The organism is Bifidobacterium favimelis (assembly GCF_037963085.1).
Taxonomy (GTDB): Bacteria; Actinomycetota; Actinomycetes; order Actinomycetales; family Bifidobacteriaceae; genus Bombiscardovia; species Bombiscardovia favimelis.
The window spans coordinates 726,079-750,382 of the sequence record NZ_JBANDZ010000001.1 but is presented as its reverse complement, the minus strand read 5'-3'; the positions used below and the strand labels follow the sequence as shown (position 1 = coordinate 750,382).

The 24,304-nt window shown below is 65.3% G+C and carries 21 protein-coding genes and 1 riboswitch; of the genes, 12 read left to right on the top strand and 9 right to left on the bottom strand.

All coding sequences use genetic code 11. From position 1 onward, the window contains the following. The first annotated feature begins 43 nt into the window (after window positions 1-43). Window positions 44-179, top strand: a riboswitch (FMN riboswitch). A 4-nt stretch (window positions 180-183) separates the two neighbouring features. Together V6584_RS03080 and V6584_RS03075 are read left to right on the top strand one after the other, a co-directional pair. Further along, window positions 184-789, top strand: coding sequence for an ECF transporter S component (locus V6584_RS03080; protein WP_340468968.1), 606 nt, complete (start codon window positions 184-186; stop codon window positions 787-789). Between the two features lie 9 nt (window positions 790-798). Then, window positions 799-3,420, top strand: a complete 2,622-nt coding sequence (locus V6584_RS03075) for an energy-coupling factor transporter ATPase (protein ID WP_340468967.1) — start codon at window positions 799-801, stop codon at window positions 3,418-3,420. Between the two features lie 265 nt (window positions 3,421-3,685). Here V6584_RS03075 and V6584_RS03070 read toward each other — a convergent pair whose 3' ends face one another. The 6 genes from V6584_RS03070 to V6584_RS03045 all read right to left on the bottom strand — a co-directional run bounded on the left by V6584_RS03070 (window position 3,686) and on the right by V6584_RS03045 (window position 12,135). Further along, a complete protein-coding gene (locus V6584_RS03070) occupies window positions 3,686-6,340 on the bottom strand; it encodes an ATP-dependent Clp protease ATP-binding subunit (RefSeq protein ID WP_340468966.1) in 2,655 nt (884 codons plus the stop codon). A 221-nt stretch (window positions 6,341-6,561) separates the two neighbouring features. Next, window positions 6,562-7,686 (bottom strand): DUF3027 domain-containing protein, encoded by a 1,125-nt coding sequence (locus tag V6584_RS03065; RefSeq protein ID WP_340468964.1) that lies wholly within the window; start codon window positions 7,684-7,686, stop codon window positions 6,562-6,564. A gap of 95 nt (window positions 7,687-7,781) precedes the next feature. Continuing rightward, a complete protein-coding gene (locus V6584_RS03060; protein WP_340468963.1) occupies window positions 7,782-8,171 on the bottom strand; it encodes a cold-shock protein in 390 nt (129 codons plus the stop codon). 122 nt (window positions 8,172-8,293) lie between these two features. Next, window positions 8,294-10,252, bottom strand: coding sequence for a sensor histidine kinase (locus V6584_RS03055; RefSeq protein ID WP_404802620.1), 1,959 nt, complete (start codon window positions 10,250-10,252; stop codon window positions 8,294-8,296). A gap of 125 nt (window positions 10,253-10,377) precedes the next feature. Next, window positions 10,378-11,130, bottom strand: a complete 753-nt coding sequence (locus tag V6584_RS03050) for a response regulator transcription factor (protein WP_340468960.1) — start codon at window positions 11,128-11,130, stop codon at window positions 10,378-10,380. 18 nt (window positions 11,131-11,148) lie between these two features. Beyond that, entirely contained in the window at window positions 11,149-12,135 is a 987-nt protein-coding gene (locus V6584_RS03045) for a TPM domain-containing protein (protein ID WP_340468959.1), read from the bottom strand. A gap of 71 nt (window positions 12,136-12,206) precedes the next feature. Between V6584_RS03045 and V6584_RS03040 the strand changes: the two genes are divergently transcribed. Next, window positions 12,207-12,497, top strand: coding sequence for a WXG100 family type VII secretion target (locus tag V6584_RS03040; RefSeq protein WP_340468958.1), 291 nt, complete (start codon window positions 12,207-12,209; stop codon window positions 12,495-12,497). Window positions 12,498-12,656: 159 nt separating this feature from the next. Here V6584_RS03040 and groL read toward each other — a convergent pair whose 3' ends face one another. The 3 genes from groL to V6584_RS03025 form a co-directional block, all read right to left on the bottom strand. Beyond that, a complete protein-coding gene (groL, locus tag V6584_RS03035; protein WP_340468957.1) occupies window positions 12,657-14,273 on the bottom strand; it encodes a chaperonin GroEL in 1,617 nt (538 codons plus the stop codon). Window positions 14,274-14,614: 341 nt separating this feature from the next. Next, window positions 14,615-14,818: a cold-shock protein gene (locus V6584_RS03030; RefSeq protein ID WP_340468956.1), complete on the bottom strand. Its 204-nt coding sequence runs from the start codon at window positions 14,816-14,818 to the stop codon at window positions 14,615-14,617. Window positions 14,819-14,951: 133 nt separating this feature from the next. Beyond that, the gene (locus V6584_RS03025) at window positions 14,952-15,632 is read right to left on the bottom strand and encodes a LytR C-terminal domain-containing protein (RefSeq protein WP_340468954.1); all 681 of its coding nucleotides are present in this window, start codon (window positions 15,630-15,632) and stop codon (window positions 14,952-14,954) included. Window positions 15,633-15,969: 337 nt separating this feature from the next. Between V6584_RS03025 and V6584_RS03020 the strand changes: the two genes are divergently transcribed. The 9 genes from V6584_RS03020 (at window position 15,970) to V6584_RS02980 (ending at window position 24,267) form a co-directional block, all read left to right on the top strand. Next, window positions 15,970-16,650: a uracil-DNA glycosylase gene (locus V6584_RS03020; protein ID WP_340469717.1), complete on the top strand. Its 681-nt coding sequence runs from the start codon at window positions 15,970-15,972 to the stop codon at window positions 16,648-16,650. 171 nt (window positions 16,651-16,821) lie between these two features. Continuing rightward, window positions 16,822-17,889: an AAA family ATPase gene (locus V6584_RS03015; RefSeq protein WP_340468953.1), complete on the top strand. Its 1,068-nt coding sequence runs from the start codon at window positions 16,822-16,824 to the stop codon at window positions 17,887-17,889. Further along, window positions 17,886-18,866, top strand: coding sequence for a DUF58 domain-containing protein (locus V6584_RS03010; RefSeq protein ID WP_340468952.1), 981 nt, complete (start codon window positions 17,886-17,888; stop codon window positions 18,864-18,866). The genes V6584_RS03015 and V6584_RS03010 overlap by 4 nt, the downstream gene beginning before the upstream one ends. Continuing rightward, window positions 18,866-19,393, top strand: a complete 528-nt coding sequence (locus tag V6584_RS03005) for a hypothetical protein (protein WP_340468951.1) — start codon at window positions 18,866-18,868, stop codon at window positions 19,391-19,393. Before V6584_RS03010 ends, V6584_RS03005 begins: the two co-directional genes overlap by 1 nt. Before the next feature lie 2 nt (window positions 19,394-19,395). Continuing rightward, the gene (locus V6584_RS03000) at window positions 19,396-20,484 is read left to right on the top strand and encodes a vWA domain-containing protein (RefSeq protein ID WP_340468950.1); all 1,089 of its coding nucleotides are present in this window, start codon (window positions 19,396-19,398) and stop codon (window positions 20,482-20,484) included. Continuing rightward, the gene (locus V6584_RS02995; RefSeq protein WP_340468948.1) at window positions 20,481-21,530 is read left to right on the top strand and encodes a vWA domain-containing protein; all 1,050 of its coding nucleotides are present in this window, start codon (window positions 20,481-20,483) and stop codon (window positions 21,528-21,530) included. The genes V6584_RS03000 and V6584_RS02995 overlap by 4 nt, the downstream gene beginning before the upstream one ends. A gap of 20 nt (window positions 21,531-21,550) precedes the next feature. After that, window positions 21,551-22,096, top strand: coding sequence for a DUF6466 family protein (locus tag V6584_RS02990; protein WP_340468947.1), 546 nt, complete (start codon window positions 21,551-21,553; stop codon window positions 22,094-22,096). 369 nt (window positions 22,097-22,465) lie between these two features. After that, window positions 22,466-22,783 (top strand): hypothetical protein, encoded by a 318-nt coding sequence (locus tag V6584_RS02985; protein WP_340468945.1) that lies wholly within the window; start codon window positions 22,466-22,468, stop codon window positions 22,781-22,783. Beyond that, entirely contained in the window at window positions 22,780-24,267 is a 1,488-nt protein-coding gene (locus tag V6584_RS02980) for an esterase/lipase family protein (protein ID WP_340468943.1), read from the top strand. Before V6584_RS02985 ends, V6584_RS02980 begins: the two co-directional genes overlap by 4 nt. The last annotated feature ends 37 nt before the right edge of the window (window positions 24,268-24,304 follow it).

The window sequence follows — 24,304 nt, the reverse complement described above, 5'->3', positions numbered from 1 at the left end:
GTGGCGCTGTTGACGCTCCCGGGGACCGCTGATAGATTGAAACCGTCAGTTTCAGGGAAGGTGAAAGTCCTTACTGGCGGTAACCGGCGGTCGAGCCGGAAGCCCGCGACCCGCCCAGGCGGTTGATGTCGGTGAAAGTCCGAAGCCAACGGTAAAAGTCCGGATGGAAGAAACGAGGCTTCTATGAGCATGTCTTCACACGCCGGCAAGACCGGTGATTCCGACAGGAAGGTCCCGGAAGGGCAGTCCCACTCCACCAAGGGCGGCCCCGATGGGCGCTGGTCCACCCGTCGCATCGCCATCTACGCCCTCTTCGTCGCACTGACCATGGTCCTGAGTTACGTATCCATACCCTTCCCCCTGGCCTCCTTCCTCAAATACGACCCTTCGGGGATCGCGGTCCTCGTCTCCGGCTTCGCCTTCGGCCCCGCAGCGGCCACCATCGTCAGCATCCTGGGCTTCATCCCCCACTTCTTCAGCAACCCCTTCGGCGCCCTGATCAACATCCTGGTGGCCCTGGCCCTCAGCCTTCCCTCATCCCTGATCTACAAGCGGATGCGCACCATGAAGGGGGCCGTCATAGGCATCCTGGTGGGGGCCGTCGCCGCCCTCGTCACCGCCATCCTGTGCAACGTGGTCATCACCCCCCTCTATGCCCACATGACCTTCAAGCAGGTCCTGGCCATGATCGTCCCCGTCCTCCTCCCCTTCAACCTGATGAAGTTCGCCATCAACGGCATCGTCACATTCCTCATATACAAGCCGATTTCGGTCCTGGTCAACCGCTGACGGACGCCGATGGACCGACAGAGCGACGACAGGGCCGACACCGGACCCCTGGCCCTCCTGGACCGGGTCTCATTCAGCTATGACGCAGGAGCCACCTGGGCCCTGTCCGACATAAGCCTGGAGGTGGCCCGGGGGGAGCACCTGTGCATACTCGGGGCCAACGGATCGGGCAAGTCCACCCTGGGCCGCCTTCTGGGAGGGGCACTTGCCCCCGACTCCGGGCGGGTGGAGCTCATGGGCAGGAGGGTCTTCGACGACTCCCCTGACCGGTCTTCAAGGGTCGATCCGGAGGCCTACCGACAGGCCCGCCACCGGATCGGCATGGTCTTTCAAAGCCCGGAGGACCAGATCGTCACAACCGTAACGGAGGATGACGTGGCCTTCGGGCCCGAGAACCTTTCCACCCCCCGCGTCCAGATGGAAACCGAGGTGGTGCAGGCGCTGAAAGCCGTCGGAATGGAGGAGAGGGCAGACGATGACCCCACCCTCATGTCCGGCGGACAGCAGCAACGGGTGGCCATAGCCGGTTCCCTGGCCATGAGGCCGGGGATGCTGATCATGGATGAACCCGGCGCCATGTTGGATGCCGGCGGGCGGGCGGACATGGCCGCCATCATGGACCGGCTGGTCAGGGCCGGAGGCACCGTCATCCACATAACCCATTTGACCGAAGAGGCCGCCCGGGCCGACCGGGTGATCGTCCTCGACCATGGACGGATCAAGGCGGAAGGGGATCCGGCACAGGTCCTGACCTCCATGGGACTGACCGGCGAACACCCGGGGGCCCCCATCCCCCCGGGTCCGGAAAATCGTGCAATCACCGGAGCCGACGTGGAGGATGCCGGCCAGGGTGCGACGGCCGGCCCTGTCGGCATGTCCGGACCCGGGGGCGGGTCCAGACCGGACGGCGGAACCGGTCTGGACGGCGGGACCGGGCTGGACGGCAAGACCGGTCCGAATGGCGCTGGCGGCCATGAGGGGGGCGAGATCGACTGCCAGGATCTGACCTTCACCTTCAGCGAGGGGTCGGGTCCGGTTCTGGACGGCGTCTGCTTCACCCTTGCAGGGGGGCGGACCATGGCCGTCCTGGGACCCAACGGGTCCGGCAAATCCACCCTGGCACGTCTCATCTGCGCCTTGATCCCACCCACCGGAGGGCACCTGAAGGTGGCCGGCATCGACGTGGGCCATCAGGAGGGGACGCACACCCGTTCCGGAGCCAGGGATAGGCTCCGCCTCCTGCGCCGTCAGGTGGGTTATGTCATGCAGAAACCCGAACACCAGCTCTTCGCCGAGACCGTCTTCCAGGATGTGGCCTTCGGCCCGGTCAACCAGGGTCTGTCACAGGAGGAGGTGGAGGTCCGTGTCAGGCGGTCCTTGGACCTCCTCGGAATCGCAGACCTGGCCGACCGGTCCCCCTTCGACCTGTCCGGAGGGCAGCAACGTCTGGTGGCCATAGCCGGTGTCATCGCCTGCAGGCCCCGGGTCCTGGTGCTGGACGAGGTGACCGCCAACCTCGACCCCCTGGCCCGGCGGCGCATACTCGACCTCCTGGCTGACCTCCACCGGCGGGGGGTGACCATGGTCATGAACACACATGACGAGGATGAGGTCAGGAGACTTGCTGACTGCGCCCTCCTCCTGGACAGGGGGCGGGTCGTGGCCGAAGGGGACGTGGACGAGGTTCTCCGGGACTACAGACATCTGATCACGGCCCCCCACCCGGCACAGGAAGAGCACCGGGGCGGCAAGGACGGCGCCGACACCTCCGTCCATACGCGCCGGCCCTCCCGAACCGGACAGGGGGCAATGACCGGCCAGGCCGGAAGGACCGGAGGGGCAGGCCGACAGGACGTTTCCGGGGACCGCCTCCCCCTGATGGTCCGCCTGGACCCCCGGGTCAAGATGGTGACCTTCTTTGCGATGATGCTGACGGCCTTTCTGATCGGCTCCCCCCTGCAGCTGGCGGCCGGGTTCGCGGCCACACTGGCGGTGACCGCCCTGTCCGGCATCAAAGCCCGTCATCTCCTGCGCTCACTCAGGGCCTTCCTCTACCTCATGCCCTTCCTGGCAATCTTCAATCTCCTGGTGACGCGAACGGGGAGGGTCCTGGTCAGATGGGGCCCCCTGATGGTGACAGGTGACGGCCTGTGGGTGGCGCTCATCTATACCTGCAGACTGGCCCTGGTCCTCGTCCTTGGGGCCGTCCTGATACTGACGACGACACCGACCCAGATGACCGATGCCTTCGAGAGCCTCCTGGGACCGCTGGGGAGGTTGGGGGTGCACACAAGCGAGATCTCCCTGGTCCTCTCCCTGGCCCTCAGATTCATCCCCACTCTTGGGCACGAACTCCATGAGGTCATGGAGGCACAGGCCGCCCGGGGGGGAAGCATCGAGACCGGCTCCCTCTCGGACAGGACCCGGGCCTGCGCCGCCATCGTCGTCCCGGTCTTCGCCGCCGCCCTCCGTCATGCAGACAACCTGGGCCAGGCCCTGGATGCCAGGTGTTACGAGGGGGGTCACGGACGCACCCATTATCGTCTGATGAAGGTGAGGGGTGAGGACGGCCTCTTCATAGGCCTGGTCGCCGCCTATGCAGCGGCCATCCTCCTCCTGGCCCTGGTCTGACGGAGGTCCCGGACGGCGGCGGCCCCACCCCAGCTGCGTCCGCCCGGCAGGTGGATCCGATCTGCGCAATCGACCTGCATGTCTGCGTGGGCATTCTTGCGAGACCGCACCGGGCCTCTCGGATACAGAGAGGGGGAGGCGGCCCCATATGGGTCGCCTCCCCCTATTCAAACCATCGGGTCGCTTTCATCCCTCTGCCGGAATCATCAGGACCGGCTGCCCGCCGGTCTGATTCCCGACCGAAGGCACCCGGTCCCGTCCGGGATCACTCGCCGCCCTCGGTCCCGGCCTGCTCTTCTGCAGCCGGCCCGTCATCGGGTGTCGGGGCCTGACGTTCCATCTGGTCGGAATCACGGGTCAGATCCACATCCGGCGTCGCCACCAGGGGGGCGCCCACCAGTTCCGGCTCCTTGTCCGACCCGGTTCCGTCCTTGCCGTCACCGCCCTGGAAGGGCTCGCCGGTGAAGGTGAACTCCCCAAGGATTCCCTCTCCCTCGGCATCCACCTTGACCGACTCGTTGTCGGTCAGGTCGCCCAGGAGGATCTTCTCGGAGACGGCATCCTCTATGTCGCGCTGGATGACCCGCCGCAGGGGCCTGGCACCCAGGAGGGGGTCGAAGCCCTTCTCGGCGAGGAGGTCCTTGGCCCTGTCCGTCAGGTCCAGGGACATGTGGCGCTCGAAGAGACGGTCGTTGAGCTGGGCGATGTCCAGATCGACTATCTGCCTGACCTGAGGCTCGGTCAGCTGCTGGAAGACGATGATGTCGTCCAGACGGTTGAGGAACTCGGGCCGGAACTGCTGCTTGAGTTCGCTGGTCACCTGGTCCTTCATCCGCTGGTAGGAGGTCTCCGTGTTCCCGGACACATTGAAGCCGGTGTTGGCCGCCTTGGCGATGTCGCGGGTGCCCAGGTTGGTGGTCAGGATGATGATGGTGTTCTTGAAGTCCACCATCCTCCCCTGGCCGTCGGTCAGATGGCCGTCGTCCAGCACCTGCAGGAGGGTGTTGAAGATGTCGGGGTGGGCCTTCTCGATTTCATCGAAGAGGACCACGGAGAAGGGCTTGCGGCGGACCTTCTCGGTCAGTTCGCCGCCCTCCTCGTAGCCGACGTACCCCGGAGGGGCGCCGAAGAGCCTGGAGGCCGCGTACTTCTCCGAGAATTCGGACATGTCCACACGGATCAGGGCATTCTCGTCGTCGAAGAGGAACTGGGCCAGGGCCTTTGCCAACTCGGTCTTGCCCACGCCGGTGGGGCCGGCGAAGATGAAGGAGCCCGCAGGCCGCTTGGGGTCCTTGAGACCCACACGGGTGCGGCGGATGGAACGGGAGAGTGCCGAGACGGCCTCGTCCTGGCCGATGATCCGCTTGTGGAGCTCGGCCTCCATCCCCAGGAGCTTCTTGGACTCGGCCTGGGTGAGCTTGAAGACGGGGATGCCCGTGGTCGAGGAGACCACCTCGGCGATCACGTCCTCGTCCACGACCATCTTGACGTCGGACTCCCCCTGGCGCCAGGCCTTCTCCTTCTCCTTGCGCTCGGTCTCCAACTTCTCCTGACGGTCACGTAGGTCCGCGGCCTTCTCGAAGTCCTGGTCCTTGATGGCCTGATCTTTCTCTGAGGAGATCTTGTCCACCTTGGCGTCCAATTCCTTCAGCTCGGGAGGGGCCGTCAGCCGCTTGATCCGCAGGCGTGCGCCCGCCTCGTCGATCAGGTCTATGGCCTTGTCGGGCAGGTTGCGGTCCTGTATGTAGCGGGAGGAGAGCTCGGCCGCCGCCTGGAGGGCACCGTCCGTGATGGTCACGTGGTGGTGGTTCTCGTACCGCTCGCGCAGGCCCTTCAGGATCTCGATGGTCTGGGCGATGCTGGGCTCGGGCACCTGGATGGGCTGGAATCTGCGCTCCAGGGCCGCGTCCTTCTCGATGTACTTGCGGTACTCGTCAGTGGTTGTGGCCCCGATGGTCTGGAGTTCGCCCCTTGCCAGGAGGGGCTTCAGCATATCGGAGGCGCCGAGGGCCCCGTCGGCCGAACCGGCCCCGACGATGGTGTGGATCTCGTCGATGAAGAGGATGATGTCGCCGCGGGTCTTGATCTCCTTGAGGACCTTCTTCAGGCGCTCCTCGAAATCGCCACGATAACGCGAACCGGCCACCATGGAACCAAGGTCCAGCGAATAGATCTGCTTGCCCTTGAGGGTCTCAGGGACGTCGCCCTCGTGGATCTTCTGAGCCAGGCCCTCCACGACGGCGGTCTTGCCCACGCCGGGCTCGCCGATCAGGACCGGGTTGTTCTTGGTCCTGCGGGAGAGGACGACCATGACGCGCTCGATTTCGCGGCTGCGTCCGATCACGGGGTCGAGTTTGCCGTCGGCTGCCTCCTGGGTGAGGTTCCTGCCGAACTGGTCAAGGATGGCCGACCCGGTCTGGCTGCTCTTGCCCTGCACGCCGCCTGCGTTGGCCAGGTCTCCCTTGCCCGGTTCCTCACCCTCGTGGCTGCCGCGGATCATGTCGATGGTCGTGGTGCGCAGGTCGCCCAGATCGACACCCATCTTGATGAGGACCTGGGTGCCGACGCCCTCCCCCTCGCGGATGAGGCCCAGGAGGATGTGTTCGGTGCCTATATAGCTGTGGCCAAGCTGGAGGGCCTCCCGCAGGGAGAGCTCCAGGACCTGCCTGCCATGGGGGGTGAAGGGGATGTGGCCGTTGGGGGCCGCATTGCCCTTCCCGATCATTTCCTCGACCTGTTTGCGGGTGGCTTCCAATTCGACTCCCTTGGATGCCAGGGCCTTGGCGGCTACCCCGTCGCCTTCCCGTATGAGACCGAGCAGGAGGTGCTCGGTGCCGATGTAATTGTGCTGGAGGGCACGGGCCTCCTCCTGGGCCAACACAATCACACGCCGAGCGCGGTCGGTAAACCGTTCGAACATACTTGTCCTTCCCTTGAGACTGCTACTCACTCTACAGATTTGCGGTGACGTTTATTCACGGGCACCTGGCGATTGCGCTCTGAACGCAAACAGGCCCGACAGCAGGTCTCAGGCCCTTCCGGAAGGCCATGCGGCAGCCCCGCTCCCCTGACTTCTTCAGGTCCGGTCCAGGTAGGACAGCCGCCCACGGCCCCTGCGGATGGAGCTGGAAAGGTCCGGGCTCACCGCCCGGTGCGGGATGAGCGACGGCGGGACCTTGTCCTCACCGTCATGGTCTCCCCCTCCTCGTCGGAGGAATCCTCCTGCGCGGTCTTGGCCCCCGTCTCGTCCTCCCCGCCGGCAAGTTCCTCTATCAGCTCCACCTCGGGGCTCTCCTCACGGGGCTTCTGCTTGACCACGTCGATATGGAGGTCGTCATAGGCGGGTTTGGACTGGACCCAGAGGGAGGGCTCTTCGGGCGGCTCGATTTCGGAATGCTCGCCGCAGCCGTGGTCCAGGGAGACCACCCTGCCGTCGTCGGGGCTCCAACGGTTGGCGCAGACGCCGAACATGGTCCCCAATTCCCCCTGAAGGGGAATCATGAACCCACAGGTGTCACAGGTGTGTCCATCCGCTGTGCGGGTAGAGAGTGACCGCGGGCCGTGCTGGCCCTCGTACCAACGCTTGGCCGCCTCAGCCCGCCCTTCTGCGCTGAGCACGTGCCTGCGGGACAGGCGGAAGGTCTCCACCGCCTCCTCCAGGTCCTCATCGGAGGTCTCAGGAGTCTGCCCGTCCTCCGCCGACTGTCCCCCTTCTGCGCCCTCGGCCGGGGTCTCGCCATCCTCCGTCCGGTCCGCGTCCTTGTCGGTGAAGACGGCCCCGCCCGCCTGGCCATCGGCACCGCCGCCCTGATCCGTTTCTGCGCCTTCGTCCCCCGCATCCGAAGGCAGGCCGGGATTGACGATTCCATCCGCCGTGCGTGTGGCCTGGCCCCGGTCGGTTCTATGACCGAATCCGTCTTCCAGGCGGGGGTCGCCCGGCTCCGTCCCCATGGCATCGGTCACGCTGAAGTCACTGGGAAGGAGGCGGTCCTTCCAGGGAATCCATGCAGGAGGCATGAGGGCGCCCTCGCCGGGGACCAGTGAGGACTCATCGACCGTCCACTGCTCCCCCTCCAGGTCGTGGTAGAGGGTGACCGACCACTGCCAGCCCTCATATCCCGTGATGTGCGAGGTGAAACGGTATTCGAAGACCCCGTCGCCCAACTCCTTGCCGGAAATCAGGTCGCCCACCTGCGAGGCCTTGTCGGCCACGCTGAGAACCACATTCCGTGCCAGATCCTCCGGATCGACATCTTGTAGAGCCATCTATAACACCTTCACACAATCAGGCCGGCCATCCAGCCGGACCATCCGTACACATTCCGTCAGCTTGCGCCACCGGCCGCCCTTCACGCGGGTCTTCACACCTGCACGTCGAAATCGTCCGCCACTGCCCTGAGGAGGGAGGCCAGTTTCGCAGACATGGCATCGGAGGGGTAGCGATGGCGGCGCAGGTCGTTGCCCGCACTGTCCAGCAGCTTGATGAGGTCCTCCACTATGGCCGCCATGTCATCGGGGGCGGGCCGGGTGGCCTTCACGATGGAGGGGGCACTGCCCACAGGTTTGACATAGAGCGCCTGGGGGCCCTTGCGGCCTTCGGCGACGGAGAATTCGACGTGGGTGCCCTTGCGCAGGGTGGAGACACCCGCAGGCAGGGCCGATGACGGCAGGAAGACATCTTCGCCGTCGTCACTCGTAATGAAACCAAACCCCCTCTTGGCGTCGAACCAACGCACTCTCCCGCTGGGCATGACTGGCACTTCCTCACTGGACTCTTCCGGACCGTCCGGCCTCGATGGACAACTTTCCCCAGTCTATCCCAAGATAGGCCCGCCCGGCCCTCTTCATGTCGTAGGCGGAGCCGGGTCGTGCCTCACACTCCAGGGACTTGGCCTTCCGCCGACCCTCCTGCTGCCCCTGCCTCATCCGGGCCTGTCCGCTTCCCCTCCCCGCCCCCGGGGAGACCATCCTCCCGGACCATGTGACTGCCTCGGACCTCCTTGGTCTTGGCCATCCTGGCCTTGGCCACCTTGACCTTGGCCATTTCGCTGGCCTTGGCCTCCTTGGCCGCCCGGGCCGCCTCATCCGGCGAACCCTGGGGTATGACGACCGTGAAGGTGAGCCCTCCCCCGGGTGTCTCCGTGGCGCAGATGAGACCGTGGTGGGCCTTGATGATGGACTGGACGATGGCCAGCCCCAGACCCGTTCCCCCCTTCTGCCGGGCCCGGGAGGGATCCGCCGTGTAGAAGCGCTCGAAGAGCCGGCTCCGGGCGGCCGCCGAGGCCCCGGGTCCGTGGTCCACAAACTGCATGACCACGTATCCGTCGCCCACCTTGCTGTTCTGGGACACCTGCACCGCCTCCATGAAGCGGGCCAGGGAGGCATCGGTCGAGGGGAGCGTAGCCAGGATATCCGGTGGGATGGCCGCCTGGACCAGCCCCATGCCGATCTGGACCGGCGAATCGGCCGGGGTGTACCGGTGTATGTTCCCCACGATGTTCGTGGCCACCTGGCGTAACCGGCTGGGGTCACCCACCACCTGGATCTCAGGCAGGGGCCCCTCCTCCAGGGTCAACGTGGACACGGCGCCGAGAGCCGGATGGCCGGGGTCCCCGTCATCAGGCAGTCCGGCATCAACTTGCAGGGATCCGCAGGTGATCTTCCTGTCCATGTCGAGCGCGTGCAGGTCATCCGCCGAATCACGCACCACCCCGGTCAGATCGACGGGGAGGGTGGTGGTGATCCCCCTCCCCTCGTCCAATCTGGCAAGGGAGAGGAGGTCGGCCACCAGGTCGGACATTCGTGCGCTGGAGTCCTCGATGTGCTGGATGGATTCGTCCGCCCGTTCCAGGGCCCCAGGGTAGTCGCGCTGCATCCGGTAGAGCTCGGCATAGCCGTGTATGGCGGCCAGGGGGGTGCGCAGTTCGTGACTGGCGTCGGAGACGAACTGCTTCATCTTCTCCGTGGTCTGCTTCTGCTCGTCGAAGCTCTTTTCGATTCGGGCCAGCATGACGTTCAGGGAGGCGGCCAGGGATCCCACCTCGGTGTTTTCAGGCAGGCTGGGGACCCTCTGCGAGAGGTCGCCCGCCGCGATTTTGGCGGCCGTCTTCTCTATCCGCTTCAGGGGGGCCAGGGTGCTTTGTATGAGGAGGGCCGAAATCACCCCGCCCAGGATGACCACGATCACGCAGATGACCAGGCAGAAACTGGTCAGGGCATGGACGGTCTCTATCTGATCGCTCATGGAGAGCCCTATGAAGAGGACCCCTCTGATCTCCTCCCCGTTCAGCTTGTTGCGGAGGGTCCAGTTCATGGCCACCACCCGCCAGGGTGCCTGGGCGGCCTGCATGGCCTCGCTGTCGGGTGTGGTCTTGGCATCCACCTTTACCACGGCGGGTGTCGTGAAGGGCTTTCCCAGGGCCACCTGGCCAAGGGTGCCGTTGGCCGGCAGCCTGGGCATGGAGATGACCCCGTTGGCCCCGCTGGTGTTCAATTCGTTGACGATGACGTTCATCTTCTCGTCACGGATCTGCAGGAAGTAGTCGGTCGGTCCCGTGCCGGCGGTCTTGTCCTGGTCGTCATTGTTGAGCAGGGTGGCATTGGTGATGCCCAGCCTGGCCTGTCGGATCAGCTGGGAGTCGGTTTTCTGCAGGAGGTAGTTGTCGGCCATCTGGCAGATGGCCACCGAGACCCCCATGGTCCCGACCACCAGGAGGACCAGCATGCAGGTGACCAGTTTGGTTCCCAGGGGGACGGCGGCCAGTGGGTTGCTCCACCGCCGTTTCCTGCCGGCCGGGGCGTGCGGATGCCCCCCATCGGGGCCTGCGGCCATCCCGGTCGCCACGGCCTGTCTGGGTATCTGCACGGTAGTGAAAGCCCCGGCATCCTTCATCTCATAGCCACCTTGTCGTTCCAAGATCCGCCGCCGTTTTCATGACGGGACCCGGGGCCATCCTTTCAGGCCCCCTGCCCCGGAACCGGCTTCGGCTCGCGGATCATGTAACCTATGCCCCGCTTGGTTTCGATGAGAGGGGGGACCTTGTGCCTGGACCCGTCCTCGCCGGTCACCTCTATCCCATCGACCTTCTTGCGCAGATAGGAGATGTAGGATTCCACGATCGCCGCGTCACCCCCCCAGTCGTACTGCCAGACGTGGTCCAGGATCTGCGACTTGCTCAGCACCCTTCCTTCATTGTCCATCAGATAGCGCAGGAGTTTGTACTCTGTCGGGCTCAGGTCTATCGGCTGGCCGGCCCGCGTCACATCATGGGAGTCCTCGTTGATCTCCAGGTCCCCGACCCTGATGATCGGGTCGTCTTCGTCGCTCTGTTCCCTGGTCCTGCGCAGAATCGCCCGGATCCTGGCCACGACCTCCTCCAGGCTGAAGGGCTTGGTCACGTAGTCGTCCCCTCCGACCGTCAGACCCATCACCTTGTCCTGGGTGTCGTCGCGGGCGGTCAGGAAGAGGACCGGGGAATCTATCCCCTCCTGACGGATCCGGCTGGTCACCGTGAACCCGTCGATGTCGGGCAGCATGACATCGAGGACGATCAGGTCGGGCTGGGTCTTTTCAATCACCTGGATGGCCTCGGTCCCGGTGGCCGCCGTGGCCACCTCGAACCCTGCGAAATGCAGGGAGGCCACCAGAAGGTCCCGGATCGACGGCTCATCGTCCACCACTACCAGGCTTGCTTCACTCGGTTTGCTCATGTCTCCAGCCTGTCGCTTTTATCTGGAAGTTTCCTGAACGTCAGCTGACTTCTTCTTGGCCCCTCCCACAGCTGCCGCCTCCGTCCCCTCAGCCGGCTCCGGGCCCTTGCGGGAAGCTGCTCCCCCTTCTGAGGGTTCCCGGCCCGGTCTCCGATGCCGCCTGAGGGGATTCTTTGAAGGCGGCGGGCCATGTTTGAGGGAGGGGGCCCGATGGGGATGACGCCGCCGATGGCGGCGCCACAGGATCGCACCGGTCGCGAGGAGGACCGCGATCAGGACGGCGAAGCCGATGGACCCCCAAAAGACGATCCGATGGCGCCTGTACTCCTGTCGGGCCGTCGATATGGCGGCGATCATGGCTCTGGCCGAACCCACCCAGTCCGGGGGATCATGGTCGCTTATCGGACCAAGAGCCGCCTGGGAGAGGGTGTCGACGGTTGTCTGGTCCTTGAGCCAGGAGTCGGAATTGCTGGACACCGCCACCACCAGCTTGCCGTCTTGGGAGGCGACGGCGAGCAGGACCGTGTCGGGGTCGGGGTTCATTGAGGCCAGGACCCGCTGGGCCCAGGCATCGGGGTTGCTTCCCCTGGAGAAATTCGACAGGTAGAGGAGCTTGACCTTGACTCCAGTCTCCGACCTGGCGGTTGCGATGGCGTCACGGACCGAACCGACATCCGCCCCGAGGAGGTTCTGGGGGTCGGTGATGTCCTCGGTCAGAGTCCCCGGACCCGCTTGCCGGTCCGCACCCTCCCCCTTTCCCTCTTCTTCTTTCCCGTCGGCACGGGCCGTCATCACTGCGGAGGGGGCCCAGCGCACGCAAGAGCCGGCAGGTACGAGAAGGGAAAGGAGGGAGAGGAGGACAACCACCAGGCAGAGGAAGCGCAGGGCAGGCCGTCTGCCCCCCGCAAGGGCATCCTGCCGACCCTCCCCTGTGGACGGATGGCCGAAATGGTCGTGTTCGACCACATGCGGGTCGGCCGGACCCGGCTTCATCCTCTTGGTCATAGGCTCCACCTTAGCGGCAGGTTGCCCGTTCGTGGGTGCGCCGCCGTCGATCGTTCAGAGAAAGGAAGACCATGCCACAATTCAGAGTCGATTCGGAGGAGCTGCTCAGGGCCAGCGGTGCGGTCAGCACCTCGGTGTCATCCATACGGGATTCCGTCAGCGGGATGTATGTGAACCTGGGCAATCTCCAGGAGATGTGGACCGGCAGTGCGGCCGCCAATTTCACTGCCGTGGCCGAACAGTGGCGGGCGGCCCAACTGCAGATGGAGGAGGCCTTGGAGGGGATCCAGCGGGCACTCGCCCAGGCTTCCGGCCTCTATTCGGAGGCGGAGGCCCAGGCTTCCGGCCTCTTCGCCGGGTGACGGTATCCGCCGGAACCGGCCTCCTCCCGTAACACCCGTTCGGATGTCCCGACCAGGGGGAAAGAAAGAACCGCCGCACGTCCCTGTGGGAAGTGCGGCGGCTCGACATCTACCCTCCCCGACGGGAGGGGCATCGGTCCGGGTCAAGCCCGGGGCCGATCAGTAACCCATGTCGGCGGGCTGCTGGGGGGCAGCTGCCGGAGGCTCCGGCTTGTTGGCGACAACGGCCTCGGTGGTCAGGAAGAGCCCGGCGATGGAGGCGGCGTTCTGCAGGGCGGAACGTGTCACCTTCACAGGATCGGCTACACCGGCCTCGAGCAGGTCCTCGTACTCGTTGGTCGCGGCGTTGAAGCCCTGGCCTGCGGGCAGGGAACGGACCTTGTTGATGACGACGTCACCGGACAGGCCGCAGTTCTCGGCGATCTGCTTGATCGGGGCCTCGATGCCGCGGAAGACGATGGAGGCACCGGTGGCCTCGTCGCCCTCGAGCTTGACGCTCTGCTCGACCTTGTTGGCGGCCTGGACCAGGGCCACGCCACCGCCGGGCAGGAGGCCCTCTTCGATGGCGGCCTTGGCGTTGCGCACGGCATCCTCGATGCGGTGCTTGCGCTCCTTGGCCTCCACCTCGGTGGCAGCGCCCACCTTGATGACGGCGACGCCACCGGCCAGCTTGGCCAGACGCTCCTGCAGCTTCTCACGGTCGTAATCAGAGTCGGTGTTCTCGATCTCCGCACGGATCTGGCCCACGCGGGCGGTCACGTCGTCCTTGGAGCCGCCACCGGAGACGATGGTGGTCTCGTCCTTGGAGACGATGACCTTCTTGGCGGTGCCGAGAACGCTCATGTCGATGGAGTCGAGCTTCAGGCCCAGCTCATCGGAGACCACCTGGGCACCGGTCAGGATGGCCATGTCCTGAAGCATGGCCTTGCGGCGGTCGCCGAAGCCGGGGGCCTTGACGGCGCAGGAGTTGAAGGTGCCGCGAATCTTGTTGAGGATCAGGGTGGGCAGGGCCTCACCGTCGACGTCCTCGGCCACGATCAGCAGGGGCTTGCCGGTCTTCATGACCAGCTCCGCGATGTGGACCACGTCCTGCTGGCTGGACACCTTGCCCGAGGTGAGCAGGATGTAGGGGTCATCCAGGACGGCGGTCTGGTCGTCGTTGTTGGTGACGAAGTAGGGGGCGATGTAACCCTTGTCGAAACGCATGCCCTCGGTGAACTCCAGGTCCAGGCCGAAGCGGTTGTTGTCCTCGACGGTGACGACGCCATCCTGGCCGACCTTGTCCAGGGCCTCCGCGATCTTCTCGCCGACCTCGGGGTCAGCTGCGGAAATCGTGGCCGTGGCTGCAATCTGGTCCTTGGTCTCAACGTCCTTGGCCTCGGCGATCAGCTCCTTGACGATGGCGTCGGAAGCCTTCTCGATGCCGCGGCGCAGGGCGATGGGGTTGGAACCGGCGACGACGTTCTTGAGACCCTCGTGAACCAGGGCCTGGGCCAGGACGGTGGCGGTGGTGGTGCCGTCTCCTGCGACGTCGTCGGTCTTCTTGGCGACTTCCTTGACCAGTTCGGCCCCGATGCGCTCATAGGGGTCTTCCAGGTCGATCTCCTTGGCGATGGACACGCCGTCGTTGGTGATGGTCGGTGCGCCGTAGGACTTGTCCAGGACGACGTTGCGGCCCTTGGGACCAAGGGTGACCTTGACAGTGTCGGCCAGCTTGTCCAGGCCGGCCAGCATCCCCTGACGAGCTTCCTCGTCATATGCAATGATCTTTGCCATTGTCGCTTCCTCCGTAATGGCTTGAGTGTTATGACCCACCTTCGGCGCAGAATGGACGGGACCGTCAGCTGCCTCGTTATCACTCTCGCACCTTGAGTGCTAATTCAGCAGATTAGCACTCACCATGTCCGAGTGCCAACCTCATGGGGGAAATATGCTTCTGGCTAGAATGGGGCGCCCAGGGGAATAGGCCGAAGAATCGGTCGCGACAGGGGCTGGTCGGATGAAACGCCGGCCGTGGAAACCGGCGGCCACGCCCTACAGACCAGACAATGGACAAAAGCAGAGGGCCCCGGATTGAACCGGGGCCCTCTGCTTCAAAGACGAATATAAGAGTGCAATCAGATCTTGGTGACCTTGGTTGCCTGCAGGCCCTTGGGGCCCTGCTCGACCTGATATTCGACCTTATCTCCCTCATCAAGGGTCTTAAAACCATCCGACTGGATTGCCGAATAGTGGACGAAAACATCCTCGCCGCCATCGTCGGGGTTGATGAATCCGTAACCCTTGCCAGCGCTGAAGAATTTCACAGTGCCTTGTGCCATAACTATCTTCCTTAACATAGGTGCCGCGTCACGGCAGGCACGAAACTCACCGCACCTGTCCGGTCGACATTGTTCATTTTATGACACGCCGTGGAAGAAACGCCGATTGACAACCGAAATGCGGACAAAAACCTCACCTGAGGAGGATGGCCTCGACCGGGGCGGCCGTGGCGGCCGACTGCTGGACACTGGCTATGCCCAATACCCTGGCCACATCCTCGGCGGTGGCCTTGTCCGCTTCATCCCGGTAGAGGACGGTGCTGTCAGGCGGAAGCTGACCCGCCGGGTTGCTCGCCGTCACCGCGCTGTATCCCGAATTCACCAGCACCTGGCGTTTTGAGGCCGCATAACCGCTGATCCTGGTCCCGTTGACCACACGGATCTGGGTGGCCTTGTTCACCGTCGGAGCGGGCGGCTCAGGCTGCTGGGACTGAGTCTGCCCATCCTGCGGCTGACCGGACTGCTCGGGCGAGGCGGACTCCTGGTCGCCGCCGGCTGACTGGCCTGCACCGTCACCCTCCTGGGTGGAGGCCTGGCCGGTCGGAGAAGCCGACGGTGATGCCGTCCCCTCCTTCGAGCTCTGAACGGAGGATGCCGGCCCCGCCTGCTGCCAGGGCATCCGGCTGCCGGACACATAGGCCCAGGCCAGGAACCCGCAGAGGGCGGCTACGAGTATCACCACGATGAAGGGCATGAGCCTGACGGCCAGTGGGCGGGAACCACGGTGCACGCCCACAGGGCCCCTGGGTGGGTTGTCGAATTGATCCCCGGTAGGGGTCGATCCTTCGGCATCGCCTGCTTGATTCCTAGCCATGAAATAACTCCTCTGCTCCCGTGAGCCTCGCTCCATTATAGGCTGAGTCTACCGGCCGGGGAGGTCATGGCCCCGGCCTGCCTTCTCCACGGCCCGAAGACGGCCTGCCATAAGGCCATGGGCCTTATGGCAGACGCCCCGCCCATCGGCCGGATATATAGTAGGCCTCATGAGCACTCCCGATACCCCCCATGACCAGGTGACGGCGCAAAGACCGGACCGGATGAATCCTCCCTCCTCGGCCGGGCCGGCCAGGCCATTCGACCGCCAGGTCACTGACGACAACCCCGTGGAGGAGAATGGCGGGGGTGCCGCCGGCGCAAAGAGGCGGAAACCCCTGAGTGAGCTGGTCGATCCGGGTTGGGCCAAGGCCTTGGCACCGGTTGAACCCGACATCCACAGGATGGGGGACTTCCTCCGGTCCGAGCTGGCTTCCGGCCACCGCTACCTGCCGTCCAGCAGGAACATCCTGCGTGCCTTCACCATCCCCTTCGATTCAATCAAGGTGCTGATCGTGGGCCAGGACCCCTACCCCACCCCCGGCCACCCCGTGGGGCTGAGCTTCTGCGTGGACCCGGCCGTCAGCCCGATACCCGGCAGCCTGCGCAACATCTACACGGAACTAGTGGACGATGTTCACGTCCCCATGCCTTCCAACGGGGACCTGACCCCGTGGACCAGACGGGGGGTCATGCTCCTGAACAGATGCCTGACGGTGAGGGTGGGCAAACCGGCCAGCCACAGGGGCAAGGGTTGGGAGCACATCACGGATGAGGCCATCCGGGCCCTGAACGCCCGCACTGACGGACATGGCGGGACAAAACCGCTGGTCGCCATCCTCTGGGGCCGCCAGGCTCAAAGCCTGGAACCCCTGCTGACCAACGCCACCATCATCGCCTCCCCCCATCCCAGCCCCCTGTCGGCCCGCTACGGCTTCTTCGGCTCCCGCCCCTTCTCCAAAGCCAACCAGGCGCTCTTGTCCATGGGGGCCGAGCCGGTGGACTGGTCGCTTGAGTAGCAGCTGGAACCGTCAAACCTGAGCAGGCCGTCACGGGCGGGCGAGGGGTGGTGCGATCCCGGCGGCATCTTTGAAGGTTCCCCATGGGGAAAGGGCCCACCTGCGGAGAAAAACCACAGGTGCGGGCTCCCTCGGGCTTCCCGGTCAGCAAAGGCCGTTACAGTATCGTCTATGGCTTTATTCCCTCCCAGACCCCAGCAGGGCCGAAACGAGCAGGTACCCGTCAATCCGGCAGCCACCCAGGCCACGGGGGCGCTCACACCGGACGACCTCCAGCGGTGCAGACTGCTGGCGGACCGCATCCGAACCCGCTTCTCACGCACCCTGGTGGGCCAGGACGAGCTGCGTGAATCGTTGATAATGACCATGGTGGCCTCGGGGCACATCCTGATCGAATCAGTGCCGGGCCTGGCCAAGACGACGGCAGCACAGACCCTGGCCACTTCGGTCTCATGCAGTTTCAAACGCATCCAGTGCACGCCCGACCTCATGCCCTCCGACCTGGTGGGCACCCAGATCTATGATTTCTCGACCCAGCGCTTCTCCACGCAACTGGGCCCCATCCACGCCAACTTCGTCCTTCTCGACGAAATTAACCGGTCGAACGCCAAAACCCAGTCGGCCATGTTGGAAGCCATGGCGGAGGGGGCCACGACCATCGGCGGCGAGCGCATCGAACTCCCCCGCCCCTTCATGGTCATCGCCACCCAGAACCCCATCGAGGAGGAAGGCACCTACAACCTGCCTGAGGCCCAGATGGACCGCTTCATGCTCAAGGCGGTCATGACCTACCCTTCCGCGGAGCAGGAAGCCGTCATGCTGCAGATGCTGACAAGGCGTGGCAGCGATATGCCCCTGCCCGACGACATGGACCGCCTGTCCACCTCGGATGTGGAATTCCTGCGACGCTGCTCCCGCAGGGTGCATGTGGCCGACTCGATCATGAGGTACGCAGTGGACCTGGCCGCCACCAGCCGTGGGGCCGGCAGCCGGCCCATCCAGGGGCTGTCTGCCTCGGTCCGTCTGGGGGCGGGACCCAGGGCCTCCATCGCCTTGGTCCGCATCGGCCAGGCCCACGCCCTGTTGAGCGGCCGGGACTATGTGGTTCCGGAGGACCTGAAGACATTCGCCCACCAGGTCCTGCGTCACAGGATCCTCCTGACCTTCGAAGCCCTGGCCGACGGGGTGACCAGCGACCAGGTGATCGATTCCATACTTGAGACGGTGCCGGTGCCATGATCAGGCCAGGGGGACAGGACGATCCCATCCGCCGCCGCATCCAGGCGCTCGGCTCCGCCGTCAGCCTTCCCACGGTCCGCAAGGCCCTGGGGATCCTCGAAGGCGAGCATCCCTCGGGTCGCAGGGGGAACGGGTATGACAACGCCGGAATCAGGGCCTATGAGCCGGGCGACGAATCCCGCCTGATCGACTGGCACAGCAGCGCCAGGGCCGGCAGGCCCATGATCGTCGAAAAGGAACGCCAGATGAACAGCAAGGTCTGGCTCCTGCTCGACGTTGGCAGGGAGATGACCGCCACCTGTGAGGGGGGAGAGCAGGCCCTCCAGGTAGCCGTCAACGCCCTCCTCATGTTCGCCTCGCTTTCGCTGAAACGCTCCGACGATGTCTGTCTCATCCTGGCCGACGATTCATCCATCCGCCGCATCCCCTGCAAGGGCGGGCTGGACCGTTTCGAACGGGTCTTGGAAAAGGCCCTGGCAGGCCCGAGATCCCACCCCAGGAACCTGGGTGCCCTCCTCCGCTATGTCAGGGGCATCGACGACCCTTACTCCCTGATCGTCCTGGCCACGGATGAAACGGCCCTGGGCGAGGATGACCTGGGCCTTATCCACCAGCTGGCAAGGACCCACCCGATGACCGTGGCCACGGTGTGCGTGCTCAACCCCTTCGGCCCAAACCATGACTTCGGTTCCGTGGTCGATGCCGCCGACGGCCGGACCGTACCGGCCTTCCTCAGGCGCAAGGCCACGCAGGACGATGTCATGGTCCATCGAGGGTACCTGGCCGAGGCCCTCAGGCGGGAACTGGCCAGGAACGGATCCACCCTGATACGGGGGGCATCCAGCAAGGACATGCTCGACCAGTTCATCCGCCTGCTATCCCGCACGCTTCCCGCCGCCGGCATGGTGCCCGGCGGCCGGGGCGCTGGCCCTGGACGCGCCGGGGCCTTGCCCGTCAGGGCCCGGAGGTCCGTCTGATGCCCGGATACGCCACAGCAGCCGACGACCTGCACGGCATCCATCCAGGCCCCCTGCTGCCGCAGGAGGGATGGTTGACAGCCGCAGCCCTGGCAGGAGGGGTGCTGGCCCTGATTTTCGTCTGCCTGATCGTCTTCCTCCTGCGCAGACCGGCCGCCAATTCCCCCTCCCCGGCAGGCGGCCATGACCCACGGGCCCCCAGGCAGGCCTGGATGGACAGGGTGGAAGCGGTCGTGGCCCGGCACGACAAGGGGGTCATCGACAGGGATGCAGCCATGGAGGAACTGGCGAAGATAGCCCGGGGGTTCGCCTCCCAGGCCTGGAATGAGGACATGAGCAGCAGGACGCTTTCGGAGATCATGGCCCATCCCCGAGACCAGGGGAACAAGAGGGGGCTGGATCTCTTGCGGCAGACCATAGACGCCCTCTATCCCCCCGAGTTCGCGTCACCTGTCTCCACCGGCACCACGCCGACTGTGAGGGAGGCGGCCGACTGGGTCTCCTCCCTGATCGGGAGGTGGCGTTGAACATGTCGAATTTCACCTGGCTCTGGCCCTGGATGGCACTTGTCGGGACCGTCTGCGCCCTGGCCGCCCTCCTGGTGGGAATCCACATGGGCAGGCGGAAGCGGGGCAGGACGGGGAGTTCAAAGGACGGCCGGCCACCCGCCCTGGTATGGAGCCTGGGCGACGATCTGGACACGGAGTCCGGCTCCCGCTACCTGCGCCAGTGGAGGGTGCTGGGCCGCATCGCCGCCGTCCTCCTGGCCGCCTGCCTGATCCTGGCCATCAGCCTGGCGGCCCGCCCCGCCCGTGTAGACAAAACCAGGGAGGAGGGTCACAGCCGTGACATCGTCCTCTGCCTGGATGTTTCTGGATCGACCCTCCCCTACGACCGGGAGGTCCTGACCTCCTATCTGAACCTGGTCAAAGGGTTCCGCGGGGAGAGGATGGCCCTGAGCATCTTCAACTCCACCTCACGCACGGTCTTCCCCCTGACGGACGACTACGACATGGTCACCGGACAACTGGAGAAGGCGAGGAAGGTCCTCGACGGCGTCCAGTCCCAGGAGGGGATCGACAAGATGACCGACAGGCAGTACCAGGCGGTCAGCGACTGGCTGGAGGGGACGCAGAACCGCAAGGACGCCACCTCCCTGATCGGGGACGGCCTGGTCAGCTGCGCCGCCATGCTGCCCGGATTCTCCACGGTGACAGGGCCGGACAGGAAGGAGGCTTCCGGAAGGAAGGCCTCGGTGGTCCTGGCAACCGACAACGTCCTTTCGGGCACCTCCACGTATTCACTGAAGGAGGCCCTGGACCTGGCCGCCGAGGCGGACATATCCGTGGACGGCCTTTACTCTGGGCCCAGGCAGAGCGAGGGGGACGAGTCCACCCTGCAGATGCGTTCGCTCATAGAGGCCCATGGGGGCGCCTTCCTCCTGCATGGTGACCAGGATTCCATCGACTCCCTGGTCAGACGGATCGAGCGTCGGCACGGGGGCGACCCGGATGCGATCAACCGGTCTGGTCTGGTCGACTCCCCCGCCTGGTGGGTACTGGCCCTCAGCATCTGCTTCGGCGGTTACCTCCTGGTGGCGTGGAGGTTGAGACGATGAACTGGAAATTGACATTGAACCCCTCCCTGGGCTGGGTGGCAGGATCCATCCTGGCGGCCCTCATGGCCGCCCTGGCCCTGACGCTTGTCATCCACAAGGCCCGCGCAGGTGCGCACGACGATGCCGGATGGACGGACACGATCCGCCGGAGCACCATCTGCCTCCTTCTGTCACTTATGGCCCTGACCCCCAGCACCGTCACCCAGGCCACGACCCGGGCCGTCAACGCCACAGATGTCTTCATCGCCGTGGATGTCACCGGGTCCATGGCCGTCAGGGACGCCTCCTATGGGGACCAGACCGGGCTGACCAGGATCGATGCCGCAAGAAGGGCCGTCAAGGACCTGGTCACGATGTATCCGGATGCCGGTTTCGCCGCCGTCCGCTTCGGGGCCAGCGGGACCCTGGACCTCCCTGTGACCCCGGACGGGCGGGCGGTCGTCAACTGGGCCGACGGCCTGTCGGTCGAACCCACCGGCCTGTCGTCAGGGTCGAACCTGGATGCCCCGTTGAACCAGCTGGTCGTCACTCTCAAAGAGACCAAGGACCGTCGGCCCGACGACCGGATAATCCTTTACGTGATCACGGACGGGGAACAGACCAGTCCCAGGGCCAGGCGGAGCTTCTCCACGCTCAGGGCCTACCTGGACGACTCCTTCGTCATGGGGGTCGGATCCGTCCAGGGCGGACGGGTGCCGGTGACCGAGGACCGGCCAGGACGGACGGGGACCGGTCAGGCCGACGGCCGAACCGGCGATGACTGGGTCAAGGACCCATCCACAGGTCAACCCGGGATCTCGAAGATGGACGAGGGGACCATGAAGGAGATGGCAGATGAAATGAGCGGACACTATCTGGCGCTTGAGTCCGGCCGGACCGCCCGGTCCGGCCAGTCGGGCAAGACCTCATCGCGTTACCGGGTGGTCGCCGTCAACAAGGTCCGCCGCCATCTCACCCCCTTCGTCTGGCCCCTGGGTCTGGCGGTCCTGGCCCTCCTGATCTGGGAGCTTGCCGCCTGGGTCACCACGTCGGGGAGGCTCCTGTGAAAACGACGCCGAGAACACGCATGGCAATTGTCTGTCTGGCCTTGGCGGCCCTCCTGGCCGGACTGACAGGATGCCTGGCCATGATCAATTCACTGGCCGTAAAGGAATACAACCAGGCGACCTCCTCCCTGCAAACCAACCTGAAACAGGCCGACAGGCCCGATGCGGATCTGACGGGTCTCAGGGCGGCCCAGGAACAGACCGACGCCCAATTCGACCAGGTGGACCGATTCAAGACCCTCCTTCTGCCCAGCACCAGAACAGCCCTGGAACGCAACAGGGACCTTTCGAGGAAACTGTCGGCCCTGCTCGAACGTGAAGAAGCCCGCCAGGAGGGGGCCGACACCGGCGGGTCCGAAACCCATGGCAAGGATGGCAACGGGACCGGGACAGGCCGGGGGGGCCAGGCGGACGGGGGAAAAGGAGAACACGGCCGGTCCCAGGAGGAAAAGCAGAAATTGGAGGACCTGCTCAGCCAGAACTCGCAGGGGGAACGGGGCAAGGCGGGCGGTGAAAGCAAAGACCCAGGGGGGCGCCAGGTCGACAGGACGGTGAAACCCTGGTGACCACCGACGCCTGCACATCCCCCTTCAGCTTCGGTTTCGCAGGCAGGCTTCCACAGGACACGACCTTGGCCGTCGGTGACCCATCGGTGACCATCGGTGACCCATCCATTTCCGTCCGGTCGGACGGAAATGCAAGTCTGAGCAGGACGAGTTTCAGGGACCCATCCATGTCCGTCCGGTCGGACGGATTCGTCTGAAGGGACTTGTCAACAGGGTGCATTCCGATTGCGCATTCGACCACATCTTCCCCCATCCATCCAGTCGAGGCCGCGTAGGTGTGAAATCGGAATCATGACCAATGCGCCAGGGGGACGAACCCCCTACACTCCCCTTTGCCCGACCGGATATGTCCCGTCTGGTCCTGCCGCCATGGCGGAGGCCTCCTGGACCGGGGCCCCCCTGGCTGGAGGTGCGGTCCCTGCCACAGGCATCGGGGACACTGCGATCTGCCCCTGCCATCAGGCGGTCAGACGATCGTCCGACTGGGCAGAGACGCAGATCGCCGAGGGAGAGTCCGTAGGCCAGCGGCTCCTGACCTGCCTGGCCGGGGCGGCGGACCTGCCGTGGACTGGAGAGGCCGCGGATGCCTTCCGAGGTTCGGTGGCCGACATTGGCCGTCTCTGTTCGCAGATGGAGGCGGGCCTGGACTCCATGCGCGCCTGTCTGCTCGGCCGGGTGGAACCATGACTCGGCGGGTCGAGTCCATGGTGAGCGCCACCGGCTTCTCGCTGGAAGAACTCGACGATCTGACCGGTCAGGCCGACCGCTTCAACCAGACTGCCGGCGAAATGGAGACATTGGCCAGGCAGTGGGCCACCACTGCCCTGGCCCTGCGTCGCGAACAGGTGGACCTGGCAGGCCGCTGCCCCGGCCAGGTCCCCCCGATGAACGGATGGGAACCGTCGGACGCACAGGGGCCGGCCCGGCACGCCTGGCTCCCCTTCGGCCAGCTGATTGACACCTGCAACGATCAGGCCCTGACCGGGCGGACGCTGGCCAGCTGGCTGACGGACCTGGCTCTGTCCCTGGTCACGGTCTACTCCACCTATTCCAGCGCAGAATCCACTTTGGAGCGCATCCTCTCCACACTGACCTCCTTCGCCTCCGCCCTGCTGCCAGTGCAGTCCCTGGCGATGGCAGGGGGTCTGGCAGCCGGATCCCTCTTCCTGTCCGCAGTCACGGATGGGCAGGAGGGGGGCCTTGACCCACTCCTGCACGGGACGGCCGGGCTCCAGCAACCCTTCATGAGCGGCCTGGCCCGGGGGATGCTCGGGATGACCGGAGGGAATCCCGATTCCCCACACCCCGTCAACGAGATCTCGGGAAGGGCCAGCCAAGTCACCTCCTGGATGGCCGGGATGGCGCAGGGAGACAGGTTGACCCTTGCCGAAGTTGTCCCGAAGGAGGATGCGCTGCGTCCCATCCTCTCGGTGGATGATGCCCTGACCGACTTGAAGCGGGTGGGCTCAGGGGTCGGCGGGATCGGGTATGCGACGGTGGCCGTCCAGCGCTATCGCCGTCAGGACGGCAGCTCCGCCTGGGCGGTCATCATCCCGGGGACGGACGGCCACGCCGACAGCCCGTTGGGATGGGAGCAGAATCTGGAACTGATGGGCGAAAACCGGGAAGGGAGAATGGGGGCCGCCAGCGCCCGCCTGGTCAGGAGGGCCATGGAGGAGGCAGGCATCGGCCCCGCTGATCCGGTCGCCATGATCGGACATTCCCAAGGCGGCATAGCAGCTGCCTGCCTGGCCAGCGACCTGGGCGGATACTACCGGATCGAGCATGTTGTCACGGCAGGTTCACCCGTGGCCAACCATCCGGTTCCCGAGTCCACCTGGGTCACCAGCGTGGAGATGGAGGACGAGTTGGTCTCCAGCCTGGATGGGGCCGATAACCCCGACAGGTCCTCCTGGCTGACCGTCAGGGGGAGGGTGGACCTCGACCGGGACACCCGTCCAGGTCAGGGGAAGGAGGTGGAAGACAGCCGGGATCGGGCGGAATCCACCCATGGCATGAACTATCAGCTGGCCGCCTGGCGGGACGCACGGAGCCGGGGGCAACCACTGGTCGCAAGGCACGAACAGCACCTCGCCCAGGTGGTAAAGGGCCACCTGGAGGAAACCCATTTCTATCAGGGCAGGATGGGACCACGAAACGGGGGCACGTGAGCGGCGGGGCAGGTTCACAGCTTCGCGTAACCTAGGA